The organism is Sphingobium subterraneum (genome assembly GCF_014199435.1).
GTDB lineage: Bacteria > Pseudomonadota > Alphaproteobacteria > Sphingomonadales > Sphingomonadaceae > Sphingobium > Sphingobium subterraneum.
Genome location: NZ_JACIJP010000004.1, coordinates 103,735 through 121,142, shown reverse-complemented (window position 1 = coordinate 121,142; position 17,408 = coordinate 103,735). Strand labels below are relative to the sequence as shown.

Below are 17,408 nucleotides of genomic sequence, written 5' to 3'. Positions count from 1 at the left end.
GGCTGAGCTTGTCGAAGCCGAGTCCTTCCTAAAGAACAGTACGGCCCTTCGACGGGCTCAGGGCGAACGGCTGGTTGACGCGGGCATTAATGCCCGATGTGCCAGCCCACGCTGGCATGACGTTCAGCGCGATGCGACCTTCTTCGCCGCGCCCTTGGTTCCAGCCGTTTTAGCAGCAGGCACCGGCGTGGTGGCGAGGCGGCCGATCGTCTGGGTCGCGTACCAGAGTTGGAAGTCGTCGATGCCCTTCTTCTTCAGCTCTTCGGTAGTCATCGCGAAGCGGGGATCTTCCTTGGCGTCCTCTTCCAGCGTCGGGTCGTTGGCCTTGATCTCGTTGATCAGGTGGCGGCGCAGGTCGCTTTCGCGGAATTTGGGGCGCGTCTTGTAGTCAGGATCGGAAATCTGCGGCACGCGGATGTCGGGCTTGATCCCACCTTCCTGAACACTGCGGCCCGATGGCGTGTAATAGCGCGCAGTGGTGAGGCGCAGCGCGGTGGTGGCGGAGAGCGGCAGCAGCGTCTGCACGCTGCCCTTGCCGAAGCTCCGTTCGCCCATGACAAGTCCGCGATGCTGATCCTGCAGGGCGCCCGCGACGATTTCCGATGCTGAGGCCGATCCGTTGTCGACCAGCACAATGACCGGCGCTCCCTGCGTATCGTCACCCGATTTCGCGTAATAGCGCTCGATGTCGCCCTTCTGCCGTCCGCGCTGGGACACGATCTCGCCGCGTTCGAGGAACACGTCGGACACCGACACAGCTTCGTCGAGCAGGCCGCCAGGGTTGGACCGCAAGTCGAGCACATAGCCGACCGGCCTGCGGCCCAGCGACTTGTTGATGCTGTTGATCGCCGATTTCACATCCGCGCCGGTCTGATTGGAAAAGCTGATGATCTTGATGACGCCGATATTGTCCTTCACCTGCCATTTGACAGGCTTGATATCGATGATCTCCCGAACCAGCGTCACCTCGATCGGCTTGTCGCGGCCGGGGCGTACGATGGTGAGCTTGATAGGCGTGCCAGGCTTGCCGCGCATCTTCTGCACCGCTTCATCGAGAGTACCGCCATAGATCAGCTCGCCATCGAGATGGGTGATATAGTCGCCCGCCTTGATCCCGGCGCGGAACGCGGGGGTATCCTCGGTCGGCGCGATGACCTTGACCGCGCTGTCCTCCATCGTGACGGAGAGCCCCAGACCGCCATAGCTGCCCTCCGTCTGGGTGCGCAGATTGGCGAAATCATTGGTGTCGAGGAAGCTGCTGTGCGGGTCAAGGCTGGCGAGCATGCCGGAAATCGCGCCCTTGATCAGCGTCTCGTCATCGACCTTCTCAACATAGTCGCTGCGGACCTTCTGGAACACATCCATGAACTCGTCGAGCGCGGCATAGCTGTTGCCCTCCGCTTCGGCGAGCGCGGCGGTGGTCGCGGGTATCAGCGCCAGCGCGCCCAGAGCAATAGCATTACGAAGCAGCACGGATTTCATGAAGCGGTGGTCCTGATGACGATCTGCGCGCCAATATAGGGACATAAACGCGCGGGCGCAAAGCGGGAGTTTGGAGATTCCACTCCGAATCAAAAATACCCGTTCGCCCTGAGCCTGTCGAAGGGTTGCACTTACTTTGAAGAAAAATACGAGGCTTCGACAAGCTCAGCCCGAACGGGGTAGCGTAGGCCTATACCCTTACCGCGCGCCCAGCATCGCGACGATATCCACAGGCCGCCCCTGCCGCCGCAATTCGACCGTGACGGACGGGGCAACGGCCGTCGTCGCGGTGCCGATCGGGTCGCCCTGCGCCACACCCTGCCCCGCCGCGACCGACAGGCGGCCAAGATTGGTGACAAGGCTGGTCCAGCCCTGCCCATGGTCGATGATAACAATCTGGCCGAAGCCTCGGTAAAAACCCGCGAAGGCGACATGACCGCCGGCCGGTGCAACAACCTGCGCGCCGGGCTGCGCAGCGATGGTGAGGCCCCGCGCGCGGATACCGCTGTCGGACATTTCCCCCATTCCGGTAACCAGCGCGCCGACCAGCGGCAGACGATAGGCCGGGGCGCGGTTGTTCGTGACCCGCACCTCGCCCGAGGGCGTGGCCGTACTGCCGGGGCGATCGGGACGCAGTTCCGGGCCGGGCAGGCTGATGAGGTCGTCTCGCACCGCGCCTGCGTCCTCCAGCGTATCCATGAGTTCCGCGATGTCGCGCGCTTTCTCGCCCAGCGCGATAGCGCGTTCGGTTTCGAGTGTGGCGTTGGAGGACAGGCCACGCGCCGCGAGGCGGCGTTCGGTCTCGATGCGGCGGAGCTGCTGCTGCTGGCTGGCGAGCGCGCGCTGACTGGCCCCCAGGGCGTCGTTCGCCTGCACCGCCATCGCGCGCAACTGACGGCTGCGGGCGAGTTCGGCGCGAAGGCCCGCGGTGCGGCGCTCGATCTCCGGCAGGGTGACGGCGAGAACAGAGCGCATGTGCACCGCGTCGCTCATGCTGCCCGGCTGGAGCAGCGCAAGCACCGGAGGACGGCGGGCAAGGCTTTGCAATGCCGCGGTGAGGCGCACGATTGGTCCTTGTTGCGTGGCGAGGCGGGCGGCCTGCTGCGCGGTCAGCCGGTTGATGATGAAAATGCGCGCCTGCCCGGCGCGGATGGCGGCTTCGCTTTCCTGGATGCGGGCAGCGAGCGCTGCGGCCTGCGCGCGGGCGCGATCGGCCTGCGCGGTGGCCCGCTTGGCCTGCGCATCAAGACGCAGAGCGCGGGCGCGGGCTTCACGGCCCTGCCCGTTGGCGTCGCGCAGCGCCTGCTGTTCCCGCGCGATGCTGGTGGCGTGGCCGGTGGTGACGATATCCTGCGCGAGCGCGGCACAGCCGAGCAGTGCGCTGCCCGCCAGTCCGCCCGCCAAGATCCACCCGCCCCGCATCGTATCATCCTTCGCGATGATAGGGGTGGTTGGCAAGGATGCTTGTTGCGCGCCAGAGTTGTTCGGCGAGCATGGCGCGCGCCATCATGTGCGGCCAGGTCATACGACCGAAGGCAATAAGAAGGTCGGCCCCCGCTCGCTCGGCGTCCCCGAAGCCATCCGCTGCGCCGATCAGGAAGCGGCACTCGCGCATTCCCGTATCGCGCCATTGCTCCATGCGACGGGCCAGTTCCATCGAGGTGAGCTGTTGCCCCTTTTCATCGAGCAGCACCGTGACGGAGGGAGTGGTGGGCGGAGGAACCTTGCCGCCGGTGTCAGGCAGTTCGGTGATGCGGGTGGGCCAAGTGACGCGCTTCAGATAGCGGTCAACGAGTTCGCTTTCAGGCGAGCGGCCGATCTTGCCCCGCGCAATGATGTGCAGCAGCATGCCCCCTGCTCTCCTTACCGTTCGCCCTGAGCTTGTCGAAGGGCTGCACTTCTCGTGTCAGAAAGTACAGGGCTTCGTCAGGCTCAGCCCGAACGGGGCTTGGATTCAATTCGCAACCGCCCCCGGCGCGTCGTCGACGAAGCCCCACATGCGTTCGAGATTGTAGAAGCTGCGCACTTCCGGGCGGAAAAGATGGACAATGACATCGCCCGCATCGACCAGCACCCAGTCGGCGACGGGCAGTCCCTCGATCCGCGCGATGCGGCCGGTCTCGCGCTTGATCCGTTCGGCGAGCTTCTGCGCCATGGTCGCGACCTGCCGCGACGAACGGCCGCTCGCTATCACCATATGATCGGCGATGCTGCTTTTGCCTTCGAGCGGGATGGTGACCATTTCCTGCGCCTGATCGTCGTCGAGCGATTGCAGCACGAGGGCGTGCAGGGCGGCGACCGAATCGTCTTGCGCAGCGGGTGCGCGGGCCGGGGAAGCCGTGGGTGCCGGGTGAGCGGCGGGTTGGGCGCTAGTCAATGTCACTCCTGTGGTTGGCCGGGGCATTCCCGGACATGGTGCCGGAAACCGGCGTTACAAGGGCATGGGTGAGCGGATCGCGCACCCACACCCCATCATATTCGCGATGCCAGAGGGGGTCCGCCTGCCGGAGCAGGGTCGCCGATCGTGGATCAGGGCGAAAGCGCAAATGCACGAGCGCCGGCGGTCTCCAGTCCGTCCAGTTCCTGCAATGGCGCGCGGGCCGGACGAAGCGCCGCAGCCAGTTCATGGCCGATGAACCCTGAACGCGCCCATCATAGCCCGGACGGGCGATCACGGCAATGGGCATGGTGCGGGCTATGCCGCGCCAGTCCTTCCACTGGCCGAACTGCTGTTCGTTGTCGCCGCCCATCAGCCAAATGAAGCGCTTGCGGGGGTAACGACGCTGGAGCGCGCGCAGCGTGTCGACGGTGTAGCGCGTGCCAAGCTGCGCCTCGATCGCAGTTGCGCGTATTGGCGCACGGCGCGCGACCGCGCGGGCGCGGGCGAGTCGAGCAGGCAACGGCGCCATGTCCTTGCCGGGTTTCAGCGGATTTCCGGGAGAGACCAGCCACCAGACTTCATCGAGCGCCAGCGCCTGTAACGCGAACAACGAGATTGCCCGGTGCGCGCCATGCGCCGGGTTGAACGATCCGCCGAGCAGGCCGATGCGGCGCGCGCTGCTCATTGCGACGAGCCGCGAAGCGCGATGAATTCTGCCCACACGCCGGTCGGTTGCCACAGGCGATGGAGATCGGCGCGCGCGATCGCATCAACCTCGCGCAGCACGTCCCGACGATAGCGATAGATGAATGCGGAGACTCGCATGTTGGCGGCACAATGGACGAATACGCGCTCGCCGGAATGTTCGGCCATCACCGTACAGAAGCGGTCGAAATCCGCTTGCGTCGGATCCGCCCAAACGACGGGAATGTGGATATAGGCCATCCCCGCCGCTTCAATGAGCGCCTGCTCGTCCGGGAGCGCATTGGGGGAGGAAGAGGGGGCGAGATTGATGACCGTGCGATAACCGGCTTTCGCGATCGCATCAATCTGCGCCACATTCGGCTGACCACCCGTCGCGAGCCGGTCGTCGATCCGGTGATAGTTGGTGATCGCTTCCACCCGGGCGGGCAACAGAGAACGGCCGGTGCAACGTTCCAACCGACTAAGCCAGAAACGGACGACGGTACGCAGGGTGTTCAGCATGTGCGGTCGCCGATCAGGCGCGGGCTCCCGCTTCTTCGATGCCGGTGTTGTTGTGGCGCAGCGCGGTGAGCACAGTGGTGACGATCCCGGCGGCGTCCAGCCCTGCGTCGGCATATTGCTTCTCGGGCTTGTCCTGATCCTGGAAGATGTCGGGCAAGCGCAGCGTGCGCAGCTTCAGCCCCGCGTCGGTCAGCCCTTCATCGCTGGCGAGCGTCAGCACATGAGCACCAAGGCCGCCGATCGCGCCCTCTTCCACCGTCACGGCAACGTCATGGATCGTGAGCAGACGGCGAATCAGCGCCTCGTCCAGCGGCTTGGCGAACCGCAGGTCGGCAACCGTAGTGGAAAGCCCGCGCGCGTCGAGCGCATCGGCAGCCTTCAGCGCTTCCTCCAGACGGGTGCCCAGCGAGAGGATCGCGACCTTCTTGCCTTCGCGCACGATGCGGCCCTTGCCTATTTCGAGCCGTTCCGGCGTGGCAGGCAGCGCAACGCCCGTACCGTTACCGCGCGGATAGCGGACCGCGATCGGCCCGCTGTCGTGCAGCGCGCAGGTGTGGACCATGTGGACCAGTTCGGCTTCGTCGGCGGCCGCCATCACCACCATGTTGGGCAGCGTGGCGAGATAGGTGATGTCGAAGCTGCCCGCATGGGTCGATCCGTCCGCGCCCACCAGACCGGCGCGGTCCATCGCGAAGCGTACCGGCAGATTCTGAATCGCCACATCATGCACGACCTGATCGTAAGCGCGCTGCAGGAAGGTGGAGTAGATCGCGCAGAACGGGCGCATCCCCTCGGCTGCGAGGCCCGCCGCGAAGGTGACGGCATGCTGCTCCGCAATCCCGACATCGAAAGTTCGATCAGGATAAGCGTCGGCGAATTTGTCGAGACCCGTGCCGGACGGCATGGCCGCTGTGATGGCACAGACTTTCGGGTCACGTGCGGCCTCGGCAATCAGCGCCTGGGCAAAGACATTGGTGTAGCTGGGCGGTCCCGGCGGGGCCTTCGCCTGCGCACCGGTGACGACATCGAATTTCTGCACGCCATGATATTTGTCGGCGGCGTTTTCCGCCGGGGCATAGCCCTTGCCCTTTTGCGTGACGACATGGACGAGGCAGGGCCCTTCGGCGGCGTCGCGCACATTTTCCAGCACGGGGATAAGCTGATCGAGATTATGCCCGTCGACCGGCCCGACATAATAGAAGCCCAGTTCCTCGAACAGGGTGCCGCCCATCGCCATGCCGCGCGCGAATTCATCGGTCTTCTTCGCAGCGCTATGAAGCGGACGGGGCAACTTGCGGGCGAGCTTGCGCAGCACGTCACGCACGGTCAGGAATTCCCGGCTCGACACCAAACGGGCGAGGTAGGCGGACAGGCCACCGACCGGCGGGGCGATCGACATGTCGTTGTCGTTGAGGATGACAACCAGGCGGTTGCCCGCGTCGCGCGCGTTGTTCATCGCCTCATAGGCCATGCCTGCCGACATCGCGCCGTCGCCGATGACGGCGATGCCCTTGCCGGGGCGGCCCTGCATCTTATTGGCGATCGCAAAGCCCAGAGCAGCACTGATAGAGGTCGAGCTGTGCGCAGCGCCGAACGGATCATATTCGCTCTCGGACCGCTTTGTGAAGCCGGACAGCCCCCCACCCTGCCGCAGTGTACGGATGCGGTCGCGCCGGCCGGTCAGAATCTTATGCGGATAGCATTGGTGGCCGACGTCCCACACCAGCTTGTCCTGCGGCGTGTTAAAGACGTAATGGATAGCGGTCGTCAGCTCTACCACACCCAGACCGGAACCCAGATGGCCGCCGGTGACGCCCACCGCCGAAATCGTTTCCTGCCGCAGTTCATCAGCAAGCTGGCGAAGTTGTTCGGGCTTCAATGCACGCAGATCGGCGGGAACGTTCACCTGATCAAGCAGGGGCGTAGTGGGGCGATGGTCCATCGAAATTTCGGTCTCCAAAGCCCCCAATAGCCCTTTTGCCTGCCGCTGTCGAATGAAGTTGCCTGAAAAAAGGGGGCGTCAGGCGCAGTCCACACACGTCCCGAGCACTTCGATAACCGGGCGGTCGGCAGCGAAACCCTCCGCCCCGGCGCGGGCGCGCACGTTCGAGGTAAGCGCGTCGTCATCAACATGGGTGGTCTGCCCGCAGCTCTTGCAGACGAGAAAGATGCAATCGTGCAAGCAACCGGGATGCGCATTGGCGAGATAGGCGTTGGCGCTTTCGACCCGCGTCGCGAGGTTGGTCGTCACGAACAGGTCGAGGATGCGGTAAACGCTGTTGGGGGCAACACGCTTGCCGCGCGCCTTCGACACGGCATCGGCGATATCATAGGCGGAGGCGGGCTTGCTCTCTCCGGCAAGCGCATCGAAGATGGCGGCCCGCATAGGCGTCCATTGCTCGCCCTTGTCCTCCAGCGCCCGTTGCGCGGCAGCGGCAAGCGAATCGCCGGAAAATTCGTGGTGATGATGGTGCTGACCCATGAGTGTAATCTAGGCCTGGTGGGGGGCGGACACAAGAGCCGTGGATGTGCGCGTCAGGCGCCCGGCACGGAAAGGAGCGCGGCTTCGCTACGCAGGCGCTTTTCCTGAGCAGGATTCGCGGCGATCGCAGACTTAAGCGCACCAGCCGCCTTGCCGGTTTCGCCCAGCGTCATGCGGCTGCGCATCAGCATGATCCAGCCGTCGACGTTGCCGGGATTGCCCTTGAGCTTGGCTTCAAGACTGTCGACCATACCCTGGATCATCTGATCCTGCTGCCCCTTCGGCAGGGACGCGGCAGCCTGCATCTGGCCGGTGGTGGGCCCGGGAATGGCAGCAGTCGCGACCGGATTGGGGAGGTCGAGGTGTGGTGCCGTCTGTGTGATGGCAGCGAGCCGGGACGCCACGTCGATACTGTTGATCTTGCCGACCTGCTCGATCGTCCGGCGTAAATCCTTCTCCCACGGTGCGCCGGGCGGCGTGTCCGCCAGCAGCGCGAACCAGACGTCGAGCGCGCCCGTGTGATCGCCGCCCAAATCCTTGCGCACGCCAAGGAAATAGCGCGCGCGCGGGTCTTTCGCGTCGATCGCGAGCGCACGGTCGAAGGCCTTTGCAGCATCAGCGGGCATCGGGTCGCGCTCGTCCGCCATCACCAACGCTTCGCCGAGCGAGGACCAGAAGGTCGCGTTGCCGGGAACGAGATCAGTCGCGCGGCGATAGGCGCGGGCCGCTTCGGCATAGCGGGCTGTCTCGAAATAGACCCAGCCCAACTGCTGCCACCCTTCCGCATCCTTGGGGTTCGCGCCGACACGCTCCTGAAGCTGGCGGATGACCGCCTCGGGGTCTGCGGCGGCAGAAGGCGCGGGCGACGCAGTCGACACGGGGGGCGGGGCATCAGAGCGGTCACGCGACACGGCATAGCCGACGGACACAAGCGCGACGGCGACGGCCCCACCGAGCAGGATCCGTCCCCACGGACGCGTGCTGCCTGTCTCGCTCATTCCCCTGCCCCCGGTGTTTAGAAACTTTCCTCCGCGTATACGCGGCTGACGTCTCCGTTCCACTCGCCGTGGTACCGGTCAAGCAGCATTTCGGCGGGCGTCTTCCCCCGTGCCACGATTTCGCGCAGCATCGTAAGATAACCGGTCTCGTTATCGCCGACATCATTGAGGCGCGCACGCGACGCGAGGCCCGCATGGGCGATGTCGAGCACCTCGCCCGCAATGTCGCGCAGGGTGCGTCCCTGCCCGATCGGTGCGTCGAATCCCAGCCGCGGCACGCTGTCGCGGAGCGCCTGCCGGTCGTCCATCGACCAGCCCTTTACCACATCCCAAGCGGCGTCGAGCGCCCCTTGGTCATAGAGCAGGCCCACCCAGAACGCGGGCAGCGCGCAAATGCTGCCCCACGGCCCACCATCCGCGCCGCGCATTTCGAGGAAGCTCTTGAGGCGCACTTCGGGGAAGGCGGTGGAAAGATGATCCGACCAGTCGCTCATACTCGGCAACTCGCCGGGCAGCGCGGGAAGCTTGCCCTTCAGGAAGTCGCGGAAGCTTTGCCCGGACGCGTCGATATATTTGCCGTCGCGGAAGACGAAATACATCGGCACATCGAGCGCATATTGGGCGTAGCGTTCGTAACCAAACCCGTCCTCGAACACGAAGGGCAACATGCCCGTGCGTGCCGGATCGGTGTCCGACCAGATATGGCTGCGGTAGGAGAGGAAGCCGTTCGGCTTGCCTTCGGTAAAGGGCGAATTGGCGAACAGCGCGGTCGCCAGCGGCTGAAGCGCGAGGCTGACCCGGAATTTCTGCACCATGTCCGCTTCCGACGCGTAATCGAGGTTGGTCTGGATCGTGCAGGTGCGCAGCATCATGTCCAGACCCATCGATCCGACGCGGGGCATATGCTGAAGCATGATGCCATAGCGGCCCTTGGGCATGATCGGCAGTTCGGCGCGGGTCTTGTCCGGCCACATGCCGACACCCAAAAAGCCCAGGCCGAGCATGTCGCCGACATATTTGACCTGCTCCAGGTGGCGGCCGGTTTCGGCGCAGGTCTGGTGCAGATTTTCGAGCGGCGCGCCGGAGAGTTCGAGCTGGCCCGCAGGTTCCAGGCTGATCGTGCCGTCCGATCCGGCGAGCGCGATGATGTTTTCGCCCTCGAAGATCGGTTCCCAGCCATAACGCGTCAGGCCAATCAGCAGGGTGTGGATTCCGCCCTTTTCCTCGTAGCTCGGCGCGTGGTGATCCTTGACCGAATAGACGAACTTTTCGTGCTCGGTGCCGATGCGCCAGCGCGCCTGCGGCTTTTCGCCGCCCGCAAACAGCGAGACGAGCTGGTCTTCGCTTTCGATGATGGGATCATCGCCGCCGGATTCGGTTCGTGTACTCATCGTCCTGCCTCATCCTTGACGGGCTCGTCCCATAGCCGTGGCGATGGCAGCGATCAATTCCATTGCAATAAAAAACTCATCTGGCGTTCAGCACCCGTGACCCGCCCAGTCGCCATTGGCCGCCATCCAGCAGGCGACAGCGGCGATGGCCGCCGTCTCGGCCCGCAGAATGCGCGGCCCGAGCGACAACGGGACGGCAGCAGGATGCGCACGGATCGCTGCGCGTTCCTCCCTATCGAATCCCCCTTCCGGTCCGATGAGAAACGCAGCAGGGCCACTATGGTTCGCAAAGGCGGTGCGCATGGGCTGCCCGCCCGTTTCGTCCGCGAAGAACAGGTGGCGACCCGCTGGCCAGTCGCGCAGCAACGCGTCGAGTTTCACCATTTCTCTTAGCTCAGGCAGGATCGTGCGGCCGCATTGTTCGGCGGCTTCCTGCATATGGGCGCGCAACCGATCGAGGTTGAGCTTGTCGACCACGGCGCGGCGCGTGAGCACCGGTTGCAGCACCGCCGCGCCCAGTTCACAGGCTTTCTCAGCGACCAGATCGATCCGCCCCTTCTTGATCGGCGCCGCGCACAGCCAGAGGTCCGGCACGCTTTCGAGAGGGCGGGTCTGTTCGACGCAGACGAGCACAAGGTCGCGCTTGCGAATGCTGGAGGCGCGGCTCGCCCATTCGCCATCGCGACCGTTGAACAGGAGCACGCAGTCCCCCTCCGCCACGCGCATGACCGAAAGCAGGTAATGCGCGGCGTTGCCATCGACAGGCACCGCTATCCCCTCCCCCAGCTCCGCGTCGACATAGAGGCGCGGCGCGCTGCGTGGGGGCCATGCGGGGGTTGCGGGCATCGGTATGCTTTCCAAAAATGCAGGACGCCCCTAATGCCGTTAGCGGACGCCCAAGTCGAGCGGGGGATCACGCTTCATTGCCCCCCGTTCGTGTCGAGCATAGTCGAGACACGTGCGCACGGCATCTCGACTGCGCTCGATGCGAACGGGCTGAGAATATAATCCCCGGCTCCACTATCAAGAGGACCAGAATGAACCACTCCATCGTTCCCGATAGCGAAGCCAGCAGCATCATGGCGCGCATGCCTCCGCGGATACGCGCGCTGGCCTTGCTCGCGCGGTTCGACCGGCCGATCGGCTGGTGGCTGCTGTTCTGGCCCGGTGCCTGGAGCATCGCGCTGGCCGGGGAAGCGGTGGCGCGGTGGGATCTGCTGGTGTGGTTCCTCCTGGGCAGCATCGCGATGCGCGGAGCAGGCTGCGTCTATAACGACATCGTCGACCGCGACCTCGACCGGAAAGTGGCGCGCACCGCCAGCCGTCCGTTGGCGAGCGGCGTGGTGTCGCTCAAGGTCGCATGGATGTGGCTGATCGCGCTGAGCCTCGTGGGGCTGGTGGTATTGACCCAGTTACGCTCCGTTGCGCAGATCGTAGCACTGGCGAGCCTGGCGCTGGTCGCGGCCTATCCGTTCATGAAGCGCATTACCTGGTGGCCGCAGGCGTGGCTGGGGCTGGTGTTCAGTTGGGCTGCGTTGGTCGGCTGGGCAGAGACGACCGGCGGAATGAGCGCGACAGGGCTGCTGCTCTACGCGGGCAGCATCGCCTGGGTGATCGGCTATGACAGCATCTACGCGTTGCAGGACCGGGAGGATGACGCGCTGGTCGGTATCCGCTCTTCCGCGCTTGCCATGGGGCGGCATGTGCGCGCGGGCGTGGGCCTGTGTTATGGGGGAGCGCTGGCGCTGTGGGCTGGCGCGCTGTGGACCGCGCGGCCCGACCCGTTGGCGCTCGCCGCGCTGCTACCGATGGCCGTGCATCTCGGGTGGCAGGTTGTGACGCTGCGCGAGGACGGCGCGGACCCGCTGGTCAAGTTCCGGTCCAACCGCTTTGCTGGGTTGTTGATGTTCGCGGCGTGTTTCGTGGTGGGGAGTGCGGGCTAGTAACCCTTGCCCGCGCACGTAATCCGGCCGGTGCCTCTCTGGCTGACGGTGCAGGCGGCCTTGCCGTCCACCGCCGTGTCGCCCGATCCACTGGCGGCGACTCGCGCGCTGACCGTGGCAGACAGATGCACGGTGCCGGGGCCGTCATTGAGCACGGTCGCCGTGCGCGCAACAAGGCCCTCGCCCGCGATCGCGCCGGGACCATTGACCCGCGCATCGAGCATACCCGCCGTGCCCGCGACCGTCATTTTCCCGCTGCCTCCGATCAGCAGGGTCAGCCGATCGACCGCCACCTGCCCGACACTGAGGTCACCGCTTCCGCCGATGAGTAGGTCCGCGCGCTGCCCCTTGATCCGGTCGATGGCGATCGAACCGCCGCCCAGAATCGATGCGCGACGCAGCGAACCGGTCGAAAGGGTAAGCGTTACCGGGGCGCCCGATGTCGCGCTGGAAAGCGCGCCATCCGCCTCGCGCCGTATGCTGACGGTCAGCAGTCCGCCGGAAACGGAAAGACTGATACGGTCGAGCGCCGCGCGATCCCCCTCTCCCTTTGCCGACACGCCGACCCCGGTCCGCAGGACAACGCGCACGGGCGCTGCCACCCGAATGCTGTCGAAGCTGGTGATTGTGTAGGTCTGTCCCGCAGCAAGAGCGGGCGACGGTGCGCACAGCACACCCCACAGCACGCCCATGCCGAGCAGCGCGACGAAAAAGGGGCGCCGCGCACGACGCCCCTCTTGCGGAATGAACCGATCGGTCAAGCGATCAGTCCAGCTTTTCCCGCGCGTATTTCGGCGCGGCCTCGTTGAGGATGCGCAGGATTTTCTTAAGCGCGCTCGGCTCGTCCGTTTCTTCCATCGCCGCGAGTTCGCGGGCGAGGCGGCTCGACGCCGCTTCGAAGATCTGGCGCTCGGAATAGCTCTGCTCGGGCTGGTCGTCGGCACGGAACAGGTCGCGCGTCACTTCCGCGATCGACACAAGGTCGCCGGAGTTGATCTTCGCTTCATATTCCTGCGCGCGGCGCGACCACATGGTGCGCTTCACCTTGGGCTTGCCCTGAAGGGTGTCGAGCGCTTCGGTCAGCGTCTTGTTGGACGACAGCTTGCGCATGCCGACGCTTTCCACCTTGTTGGTGGGGACGCGCAGGGTCATGCGCTCCTTTTCAAAGCGCAGGACGTAAAGTTCGAGTTCCATCCCGGCGATCTGCTGGCTTTGCAGCTCGATCACGCGGCCGACACCGTGCTTGGGATATACGACATAATCACCGACGTCGAAGGACAGGGCTTTAACAGCCATTGGAAACCTTTCTGTTATCAGAGATGCGGGTCAATCCCGGGCGCTGGCTTGCCTGCGACAGGCGAGGAAGCGGTCGGATCGACGCAAAAATCATAAGGACTTGTTACTCCAGGCGGCAGCGACAATCCGCCTTCGCAATCCTTTTAACAGATTCGTCATAAAATGGCCACCCCCTACGCGCTGTGCGGCGCGAGAGGCTGAAATTGGGACAATTTTTCGTCCGGTACGCAAGGCCCGTGCGCCAACCGGTGCGGGGAAAGCCCCCGCAGAAGCTCAGCCGCCCGAGCCGGGTTCGGCCGAGAAATATTTGTCGAACTTGCCGTCTTCGCCTTTATGCTCGTCGGCATCGGCGGGCTGATCGCCCTTGGTGGTGATGTTGGGCCATTGCGCCGAATAGGTCGCATTCAGCTCCAGCCACTTTTCCAGACCGTTTTCCGTGTCCGGCAGGATCGCTTCGGCCGGGCATTCCGGTTCGCACACGCCACAGTCGATGCACTCGCTGGGATTGATGACCAGCATGTTCTCACCCTCGTAGAAGCAATCAACGGGGCAAACCTCGACGCAATCCATATATTTGCAGCGGATGCAGGCGTCAGTCACAACATAGGTCATCGGCGGTGTCTTCCCTGTACCCCGGCACCGGCGGCCGGTAGAAAATTCATTCTTATGCGGCCCTGCTATTCCGGCCCTGCGTCCGCGTCAAGGCGCTGCTGCGAATAAGCGACAGCCCCCTGCCCGAGTTCCAGTTCGTCGTAACAGGTGGACGCTTCGCTCGCCGGGCCGCGCCGTTCGGGCAAGGCGAGGATACGCACAACGCGCACCCGCTCGCCCTGCGGCAGGGTGACGAGATCCCCAACCCGCACCGGGCTGTGCGCCCGATCGATCCGACGGCCGTTGAGGCGGACGACACCCTTTCCCGCGAGCGCCTGCGCCGCCGAGCGGCTGCTTGCAAGGCGGGTAAACCACAGGAACTTGTCGATCCGCTGGCCTGGCGCGTGCGAGGGCACGGGCGCAGGCTGGGTGCGGGTCATGCGTGGTCCGGCCAAAGACCGCGCCGATCAGTCATCGCGTCCGAGCAGCGCAGCAAGCCCGGCAAATGCGCCTCCCCCCGCCGGACGGTCCGGTCCAGCCGTGGAATGGGCGCGATCGGCAAAGCGGCTCGGGACGGAAGGCCGATTGCGGCCGTCTCCATCCGTCTTTCGCTCGGGACGACCCTTGCCGCCGCGAGCCCCGTCCTTTGGTGGGGTGCCCCGATTGCTGTCCTTGCGGGTGGCGCTGCGCTGGTCATCCCCATGATTGCGTGCGTGCGGTTCGCCACTGCGATGGCCCCGCGCGCCGTACGCGGCCGGACGCGGCTTGGGACGGCCACGGAAGACCCAGTTGGCGCCGGTCGGCGCTGCAACAACGGGCGCGGCCTCCGCTTCCGGCGCGGCGTCGGTCGCCGCTTCGGCCAGCGCTCCCTCGGCGGGGACTTCGACCGGAGATGGTTCCGGAGCGTCCACAGCGGCTTGGGCGGACGCCTCTTCCGAAGGCACGATGGCGTCGGTTGCAACAGGCTCTGCGACGGCTTCCGGCGCCGCTTCCGTCGGTTCCGCAGCTGTCACGTCTTCAACAGGAGCTTCCGGCGCGACATCGACCACCGCCTCGCCGCGCGGCTCGACGGCACGGAAACCGGCGCTGCGCATCAGGGCCAGAAACACCGGCTCGGTGATCCCCAACGACACGATCAGCGGGGACGCGATGTCGTAGCGCTCGTTCTTCGCGATCGCTTCATGCGCGCCCCGCGCTACGCGCTCGACCATATCGATGCGCATCTGCGTGTCGGCAAAACCCCGAAAGCCTGCGAGGCGCGCGCCCATCTGATCTTCGCGGCCTTCGAGCTTCAGCACCACCGCCCCCGCCGGGGGGAGAGGAAGCATCGGCTTGCCGCGCCGCGCGGAGAGCAGCGCCATGCGCCACAGCGCCGCGCCGGGCTTGAGAAGGCCGGGATGATAGATATCGAGCACCCCGATGGTGACGCCCGCACGGCGGACAATCTGTCGCTGGTCCTTGTCGAGCAGGGCAAGCGAGGCATCAAGGTCGGTCCGCGCCATGATGCCGCCCGCGTCCGCAAGCTGGATGAAGAATGCGCGCACGACCGCCGGGGTCTCGGGCAACCCCGCCTGCTCCATCATCTTGGCGAGCGGCAGCAAATGGCGTTCGCGCTGCGTCGCCATCCAGCGGGTCAGGCGCTCGGTCACGCGCTTCTGCATGTCCTGGCCCAGCGCGACCAGCGCCTTGTCGACACGGATTTCCGGCGTGATGAGCGTTGGTCCGGCGAGCAGCACGGCCGCCTCCACATCCTTCCACAGGATACGCGGGTTCGCCCCCGGCGTCGCGTCCAGCGCAAAGTCCGCGTCCGGCGCGGCGATCAGTTCTTCAGCCCTTACAGTCAACATCTTTCCCAATCGTCGTTCCGCCGCCGCGAGCAGCATTTTCCGGTCATGTCCTCGAGCCCGTGGATCAACAAAGAAACGGAAGCCGTCAAGCCGTCCAATGATTTCTCCGTCGACCATTACATCGCCATGGGGCTCCACGTCGACCGGCAACTCATGGCCTTTCTGCCCGATATCGCGCAACAGGATTGAGGTTCGCCGGTCGACGAAGCGCTGGGTCAGCGCAGCGTGCAGGGCGTCGGACAGCTTTTCTTCGAGTGCGCGCGTCCGTTCGGCCATCTCGGCGGGAAATTCCAGCCAGTCCGGGCGGTGCGCGATATAGGACCAGGTGCGCGCCGCAGCAATCCGGCCCGAAAGGGTGTCGACATCACCCTGCACATTGTCGAGCCGTGCCAGCCCCTGCGCGAACCAGTCGCGGGGCACGTAGCCATTGCCTTCGGAGCGGAACCGCCACAGGCGCGCGACCGAACGGGCATGATGGTCAGCACCCAGCTTCTGGAAATCGGGCAGACCACACACATCCCACAGGCGGCGAACATCGCCGGGGCGGCGTACCCGTTCGCGCACCAGCGCATCCTCGGCCATCGTTTTGAGCACGGCCAGGTCGACCGCCTGCGGCGCGGGTTTGAGTTCCGGTCGATCGGGCCGTTCTTCCAGCGCCGCGATCAGTCGGTCGACGCTGTCGAGCGGAGGATCGCCGTCGCGCCAGTAAAGATGATCGAGCACGGGGAAGCGGTGCTCTTCGATGGCAAGGATTTCTTCCGGGCGAAACGCGGCCTCGCCATCCTCAGCGCCCAGCGTGCCGAACGTGCCGTCCTTGTGGTGCCGCCCGGCCCGCCCGGCGATCTGCGCCATTTCCGCGACGGTGAGCCGCCGCGTGCGATGCCCGTCGAACTTGCGCAACGAAGCAAAGGCGACATGCGCGACGTCGAGGTTCAGTCCCATGCCGATGGCATCGGTCGCGACGAGGTAATCGACATCGCCGTTTAGGAACATCTGCACCTGCGCGTTGCGCGTGGCGGGGGAGAGCGCACCCATCACCACCGCCGCCCCGCCCCGCAGGCGACGCAGCATTTCCGCGACGGCATAGACTTCCTCCGCCGAGAACGCGACAATCGCCGAACGTTTGGGCAGGCGGGAGAGCTTCTTCGCGCCCGCATAGCTCAGTGTCGAGAAGCGTGGCCGGGAAATGATGTCCACGTCAGGAATGAGCGCCCTGACCATCGGCGCCAGCGTAGCGCTGCCCAGGATCATCGTCTCCTCGCGCCCGCGTGCACGCAGCATTCGGTCGGTAAAAATATGCCCGCGTTCGAGATCTGCCCCGAGCTGTGCCTCGTCCAGCGCCACGAACGCGAAATCGCCGTTCATCGGGCCATCGCCTGTCCGCCCGTCCCGTCCGCCACGCAGGGGCATCGATTCGGCGGTGCACAGGAACCAGCGCGCTTGCGGCGGCAGGATCTTTTCCTCGCCGGTGATCAGCGCGACCTGTTCCCGCCCCTTGATCGCGACCACACGATCATACACCTCCCGCGCGAGCAGGCGCAGGGGAAAGCCCATCATGCCGCTGCTGTGCGCGCACATTCGTTCAACGGCGAGGTGAGTCTTGCCGGTATTGGTCGGCCCGAGCACCGCCGTAACCGCTGCGCGCGAAAAGGAGACCATGGGGCTTTCTCGACCAAGCACGCAGCCGGCACAAGGGCCGGATGCGAAGTTTTACACGCTGCGCCAACGGTTGGACGCGGCTTTGGGGTCCGGCACCCGCGCCGCTGCGATAGGTGCGGGCATTCGCAGTCGC

At 65.3% G+C, this 17,408-nt stretch carries 17 protein-coding genes; 1 reads left to right on the top strand and 16 read right to left on the bottom strand.

Annotated features, from left to right (window positions below; translation table 11 throughout):
- Window positions 1–123: 123 nt before the first annotated feature.
- The 11 genes from FHS92_RS12595 to FHS92_RS12545 all read right to left on the bottom strand — a co-directional run bounded on the left by FHS92_RS12595 (window position 124) and on the right by FHS92_RS12545 (window position 10,785).
- On the bottom strand, window positions 124–1,482 hold the full coding sequence (locus tag FHS92_RS12595; protein ID WP_184081081.1) for a S41 family peptidase: 1,359 nt from the start codon (window positions 1,480–1,482) through the stop codon (window positions 124–126).
- 198 nt (window positions 1,483–1,680) lie between these two features.
- Window positions 1,681–2,904 carry a murein hydrolase activator EnvC family protein gene (locus FHS92_RS12590; RefSeq protein WP_184081269.1) on the bottom strand — a complete coding sequence of 408 codons (1,224 nt, stop codon included), beginning with the start codon at window positions 2,902–2,904 and terminating at the stop codon, window positions 1,681–1,683.
- Between the two features lie 4 nt (window positions 2,905–2,908).
- A complete protein-coding gene (locus FHS92_RS12585; protein ID WP_184081080.1) occupies window positions 2,909–3,331 on the bottom strand; it encodes a 23S rRNA (pseudouridine(1915)-N(3))-methyltransferase RlmH in 423 nt (140 codons plus the stop codon).
- A 105-nt stretch (window positions 3,332–3,436) separates the two neighbouring features.
- Entirely contained in the window at window positions 3,437–3,772 is a 336-nt protein-coding gene (gene rsfS, locus FHS92_RS18380; RefSeq protein ID WP_281377822.1) for a ribosome silencing factor, read from the bottom strand.
- A gap of 79 nt (window positions 3,773–3,851) precedes the next feature.
- Complete coding sequence (locus FHS92_RS12575) at window positions 3,852–4,547, bottom strand: nicotinate-nucleotide adenylyltransferase (protein ID WP_184081078.1); 696 nt, start codon at window positions 4,545–4,547, stop codon at window positions 3,852–3,854.
- Window positions 4,544–5,068: a protein tyrosine phosphatase family protein gene (locus FHS92_RS12570; RefSeq protein WP_184081077.1), complete on the bottom strand. Its 525-nt coding sequence runs from the start codon at window positions 5,066–5,068 to the stop codon at window positions 4,544–4,546. Before FHS92_RS12570 ends, FHS92_RS12575 begins: the two co-directional genes overlap by 4 nt.
- Before the next feature lie 13 nt (window positions 5,069–5,081).
- Window positions 5,082–7,010 (bottom strand): 1-deoxy-D-xylulose-5-phosphate synthase, encoded by a 1,929-nt coding sequence (gene dxs, locus FHS92_RS12565; RefSeq protein ID WP_184081076.1) that lies wholly within the window; start codon window positions 7,008–7,010, stop codon window positions 5,082–5,084.
- Window positions 7,011–7,088: 78 nt separating this feature from the next.
- The gene (locus tag FHS92_RS12560; RefSeq protein ID WP_184081075.1) at window positions 7,089–7,550 is read right to left on the bottom strand and encodes a Fur family transcriptional regulator; all 462 of its coding nucleotides are present in this window, start codon (window positions 7,548–7,550) and stop codon (window positions 7,089–7,091) included.
- Window positions 7,551–7,603: 53 nt separating this feature from the next.
- Window positions 7,604–8,548: a tetratricopeptide repeat protein gene (locus tag FHS92_RS12555; RefSeq protein WP_184081074.1), complete on the bottom strand. Its 945-nt coding sequence runs from the start codon at window positions 8,546–8,548 to the stop codon at window positions 7,604–7,606.
- Window positions 8,549–8,565: 17 nt separating this feature from the next.
- Window positions 8,566–9,939: a glutamate--cysteine ligase gene (locus FHS92_RS12550; protein ID WP_184081073.1), complete on the bottom strand. Its 1,374-nt coding sequence runs from the start codon at window positions 9,937–9,939 to the stop codon at window positions 8,566–8,568.
- Window positions 9,940–10,026: 87 nt separating this feature from the next.
- Entirely contained in the window at window positions 10,027–10,785 is a 759-nt protein-coding gene (locus FHS92_RS12545) for a 16S rRNA (uracil(1498)-N(3))-methyltransferase (RefSeq protein WP_184081072.1), read from the bottom strand.
- 191 nt (window positions 10,786–10,976) lie between these two features.
- Between FHS92_RS12545 and ubiA the strand changes: the two genes are divergently transcribed.
- Window positions 10,977–11,882 carry a 4-hydroxybenzoate octaprenyltransferase gene (gene ubiA / locus FHS92_RS12540; protein ID WP_184081071.1) on the top strand — a complete coding sequence of 302 codons (906 nt, stop codon included), beginning with the start codon at window positions 10,977–10,979 and terminating at the stop codon, window positions 11,880–11,882.
- Here ubiA and FHS92_RS12535 read toward each other — a convergent pair.
- From FHS92_RS12535 to FHS92_RS12515, 5 genes are all read right to left on the bottom strand, one after another.
- Window positions 11,879–12,643, bottom strand: a complete 765-nt coding sequence (locus FHS92_RS12535) for a GIN domain-containing protein (RefSeq protein WP_246351983.1) — start codon at window positions 12,641–12,643, stop codon at window positions 11,879–11,881. The genes ubiA and FHS92_RS12535 overlap by 4 nt on opposite strands.
- A 4-nt stretch (window positions 12,644–12,647) precedes the next feature.
- The gene (locus FHS92_RS12530) at window positions 12,648–13,178 is read right to left on the bottom strand and encodes a CarD family transcriptional regulator (protein ID WP_184081070.1); all 531 of its coding nucleotides are present in this window, start codon (window positions 13,176–13,178) and stop codon (window positions 12,648–12,650) included.
- Window positions 13,179–13,451: 273 nt separating this feature from the next.
- The gene (gene fdxA, locus FHS92_RS12525) at window positions 13,452–13,790 is read right to left on the bottom strand and encodes a ferredoxin FdxA (RefSeq protein ID WP_184081069.1); all 339 of its coding nucleotides are present in this window, start codon (window positions 13,788–13,790) and stop codon (window positions 13,452–13,454) included.
- Between the two features lie 65 nt (window positions 13,791–13,855).
- A complete protein-coding gene (locus FHS92_RS12520; protein ID WP_184081068.1) occupies window positions 13,856–14,209 on the bottom strand; it encodes an RNA-binding S4 domain-containing protein in 354 nt (117 codons plus the stop codon).
- A gap of 27 nt (window positions 14,210–14,236) precedes the next feature.
- A complete protein-coding gene (locus tag FHS92_RS12515; protein WP_184081067.1) occupies window positions 14,237–17,275 on the bottom strand; it encodes a helicase-related protein in 3,039 nt (1,012 codons plus the stop codon).
- Between the last annotated feature and the right edge of the window lie 133 nt (window positions 17,276–17,408).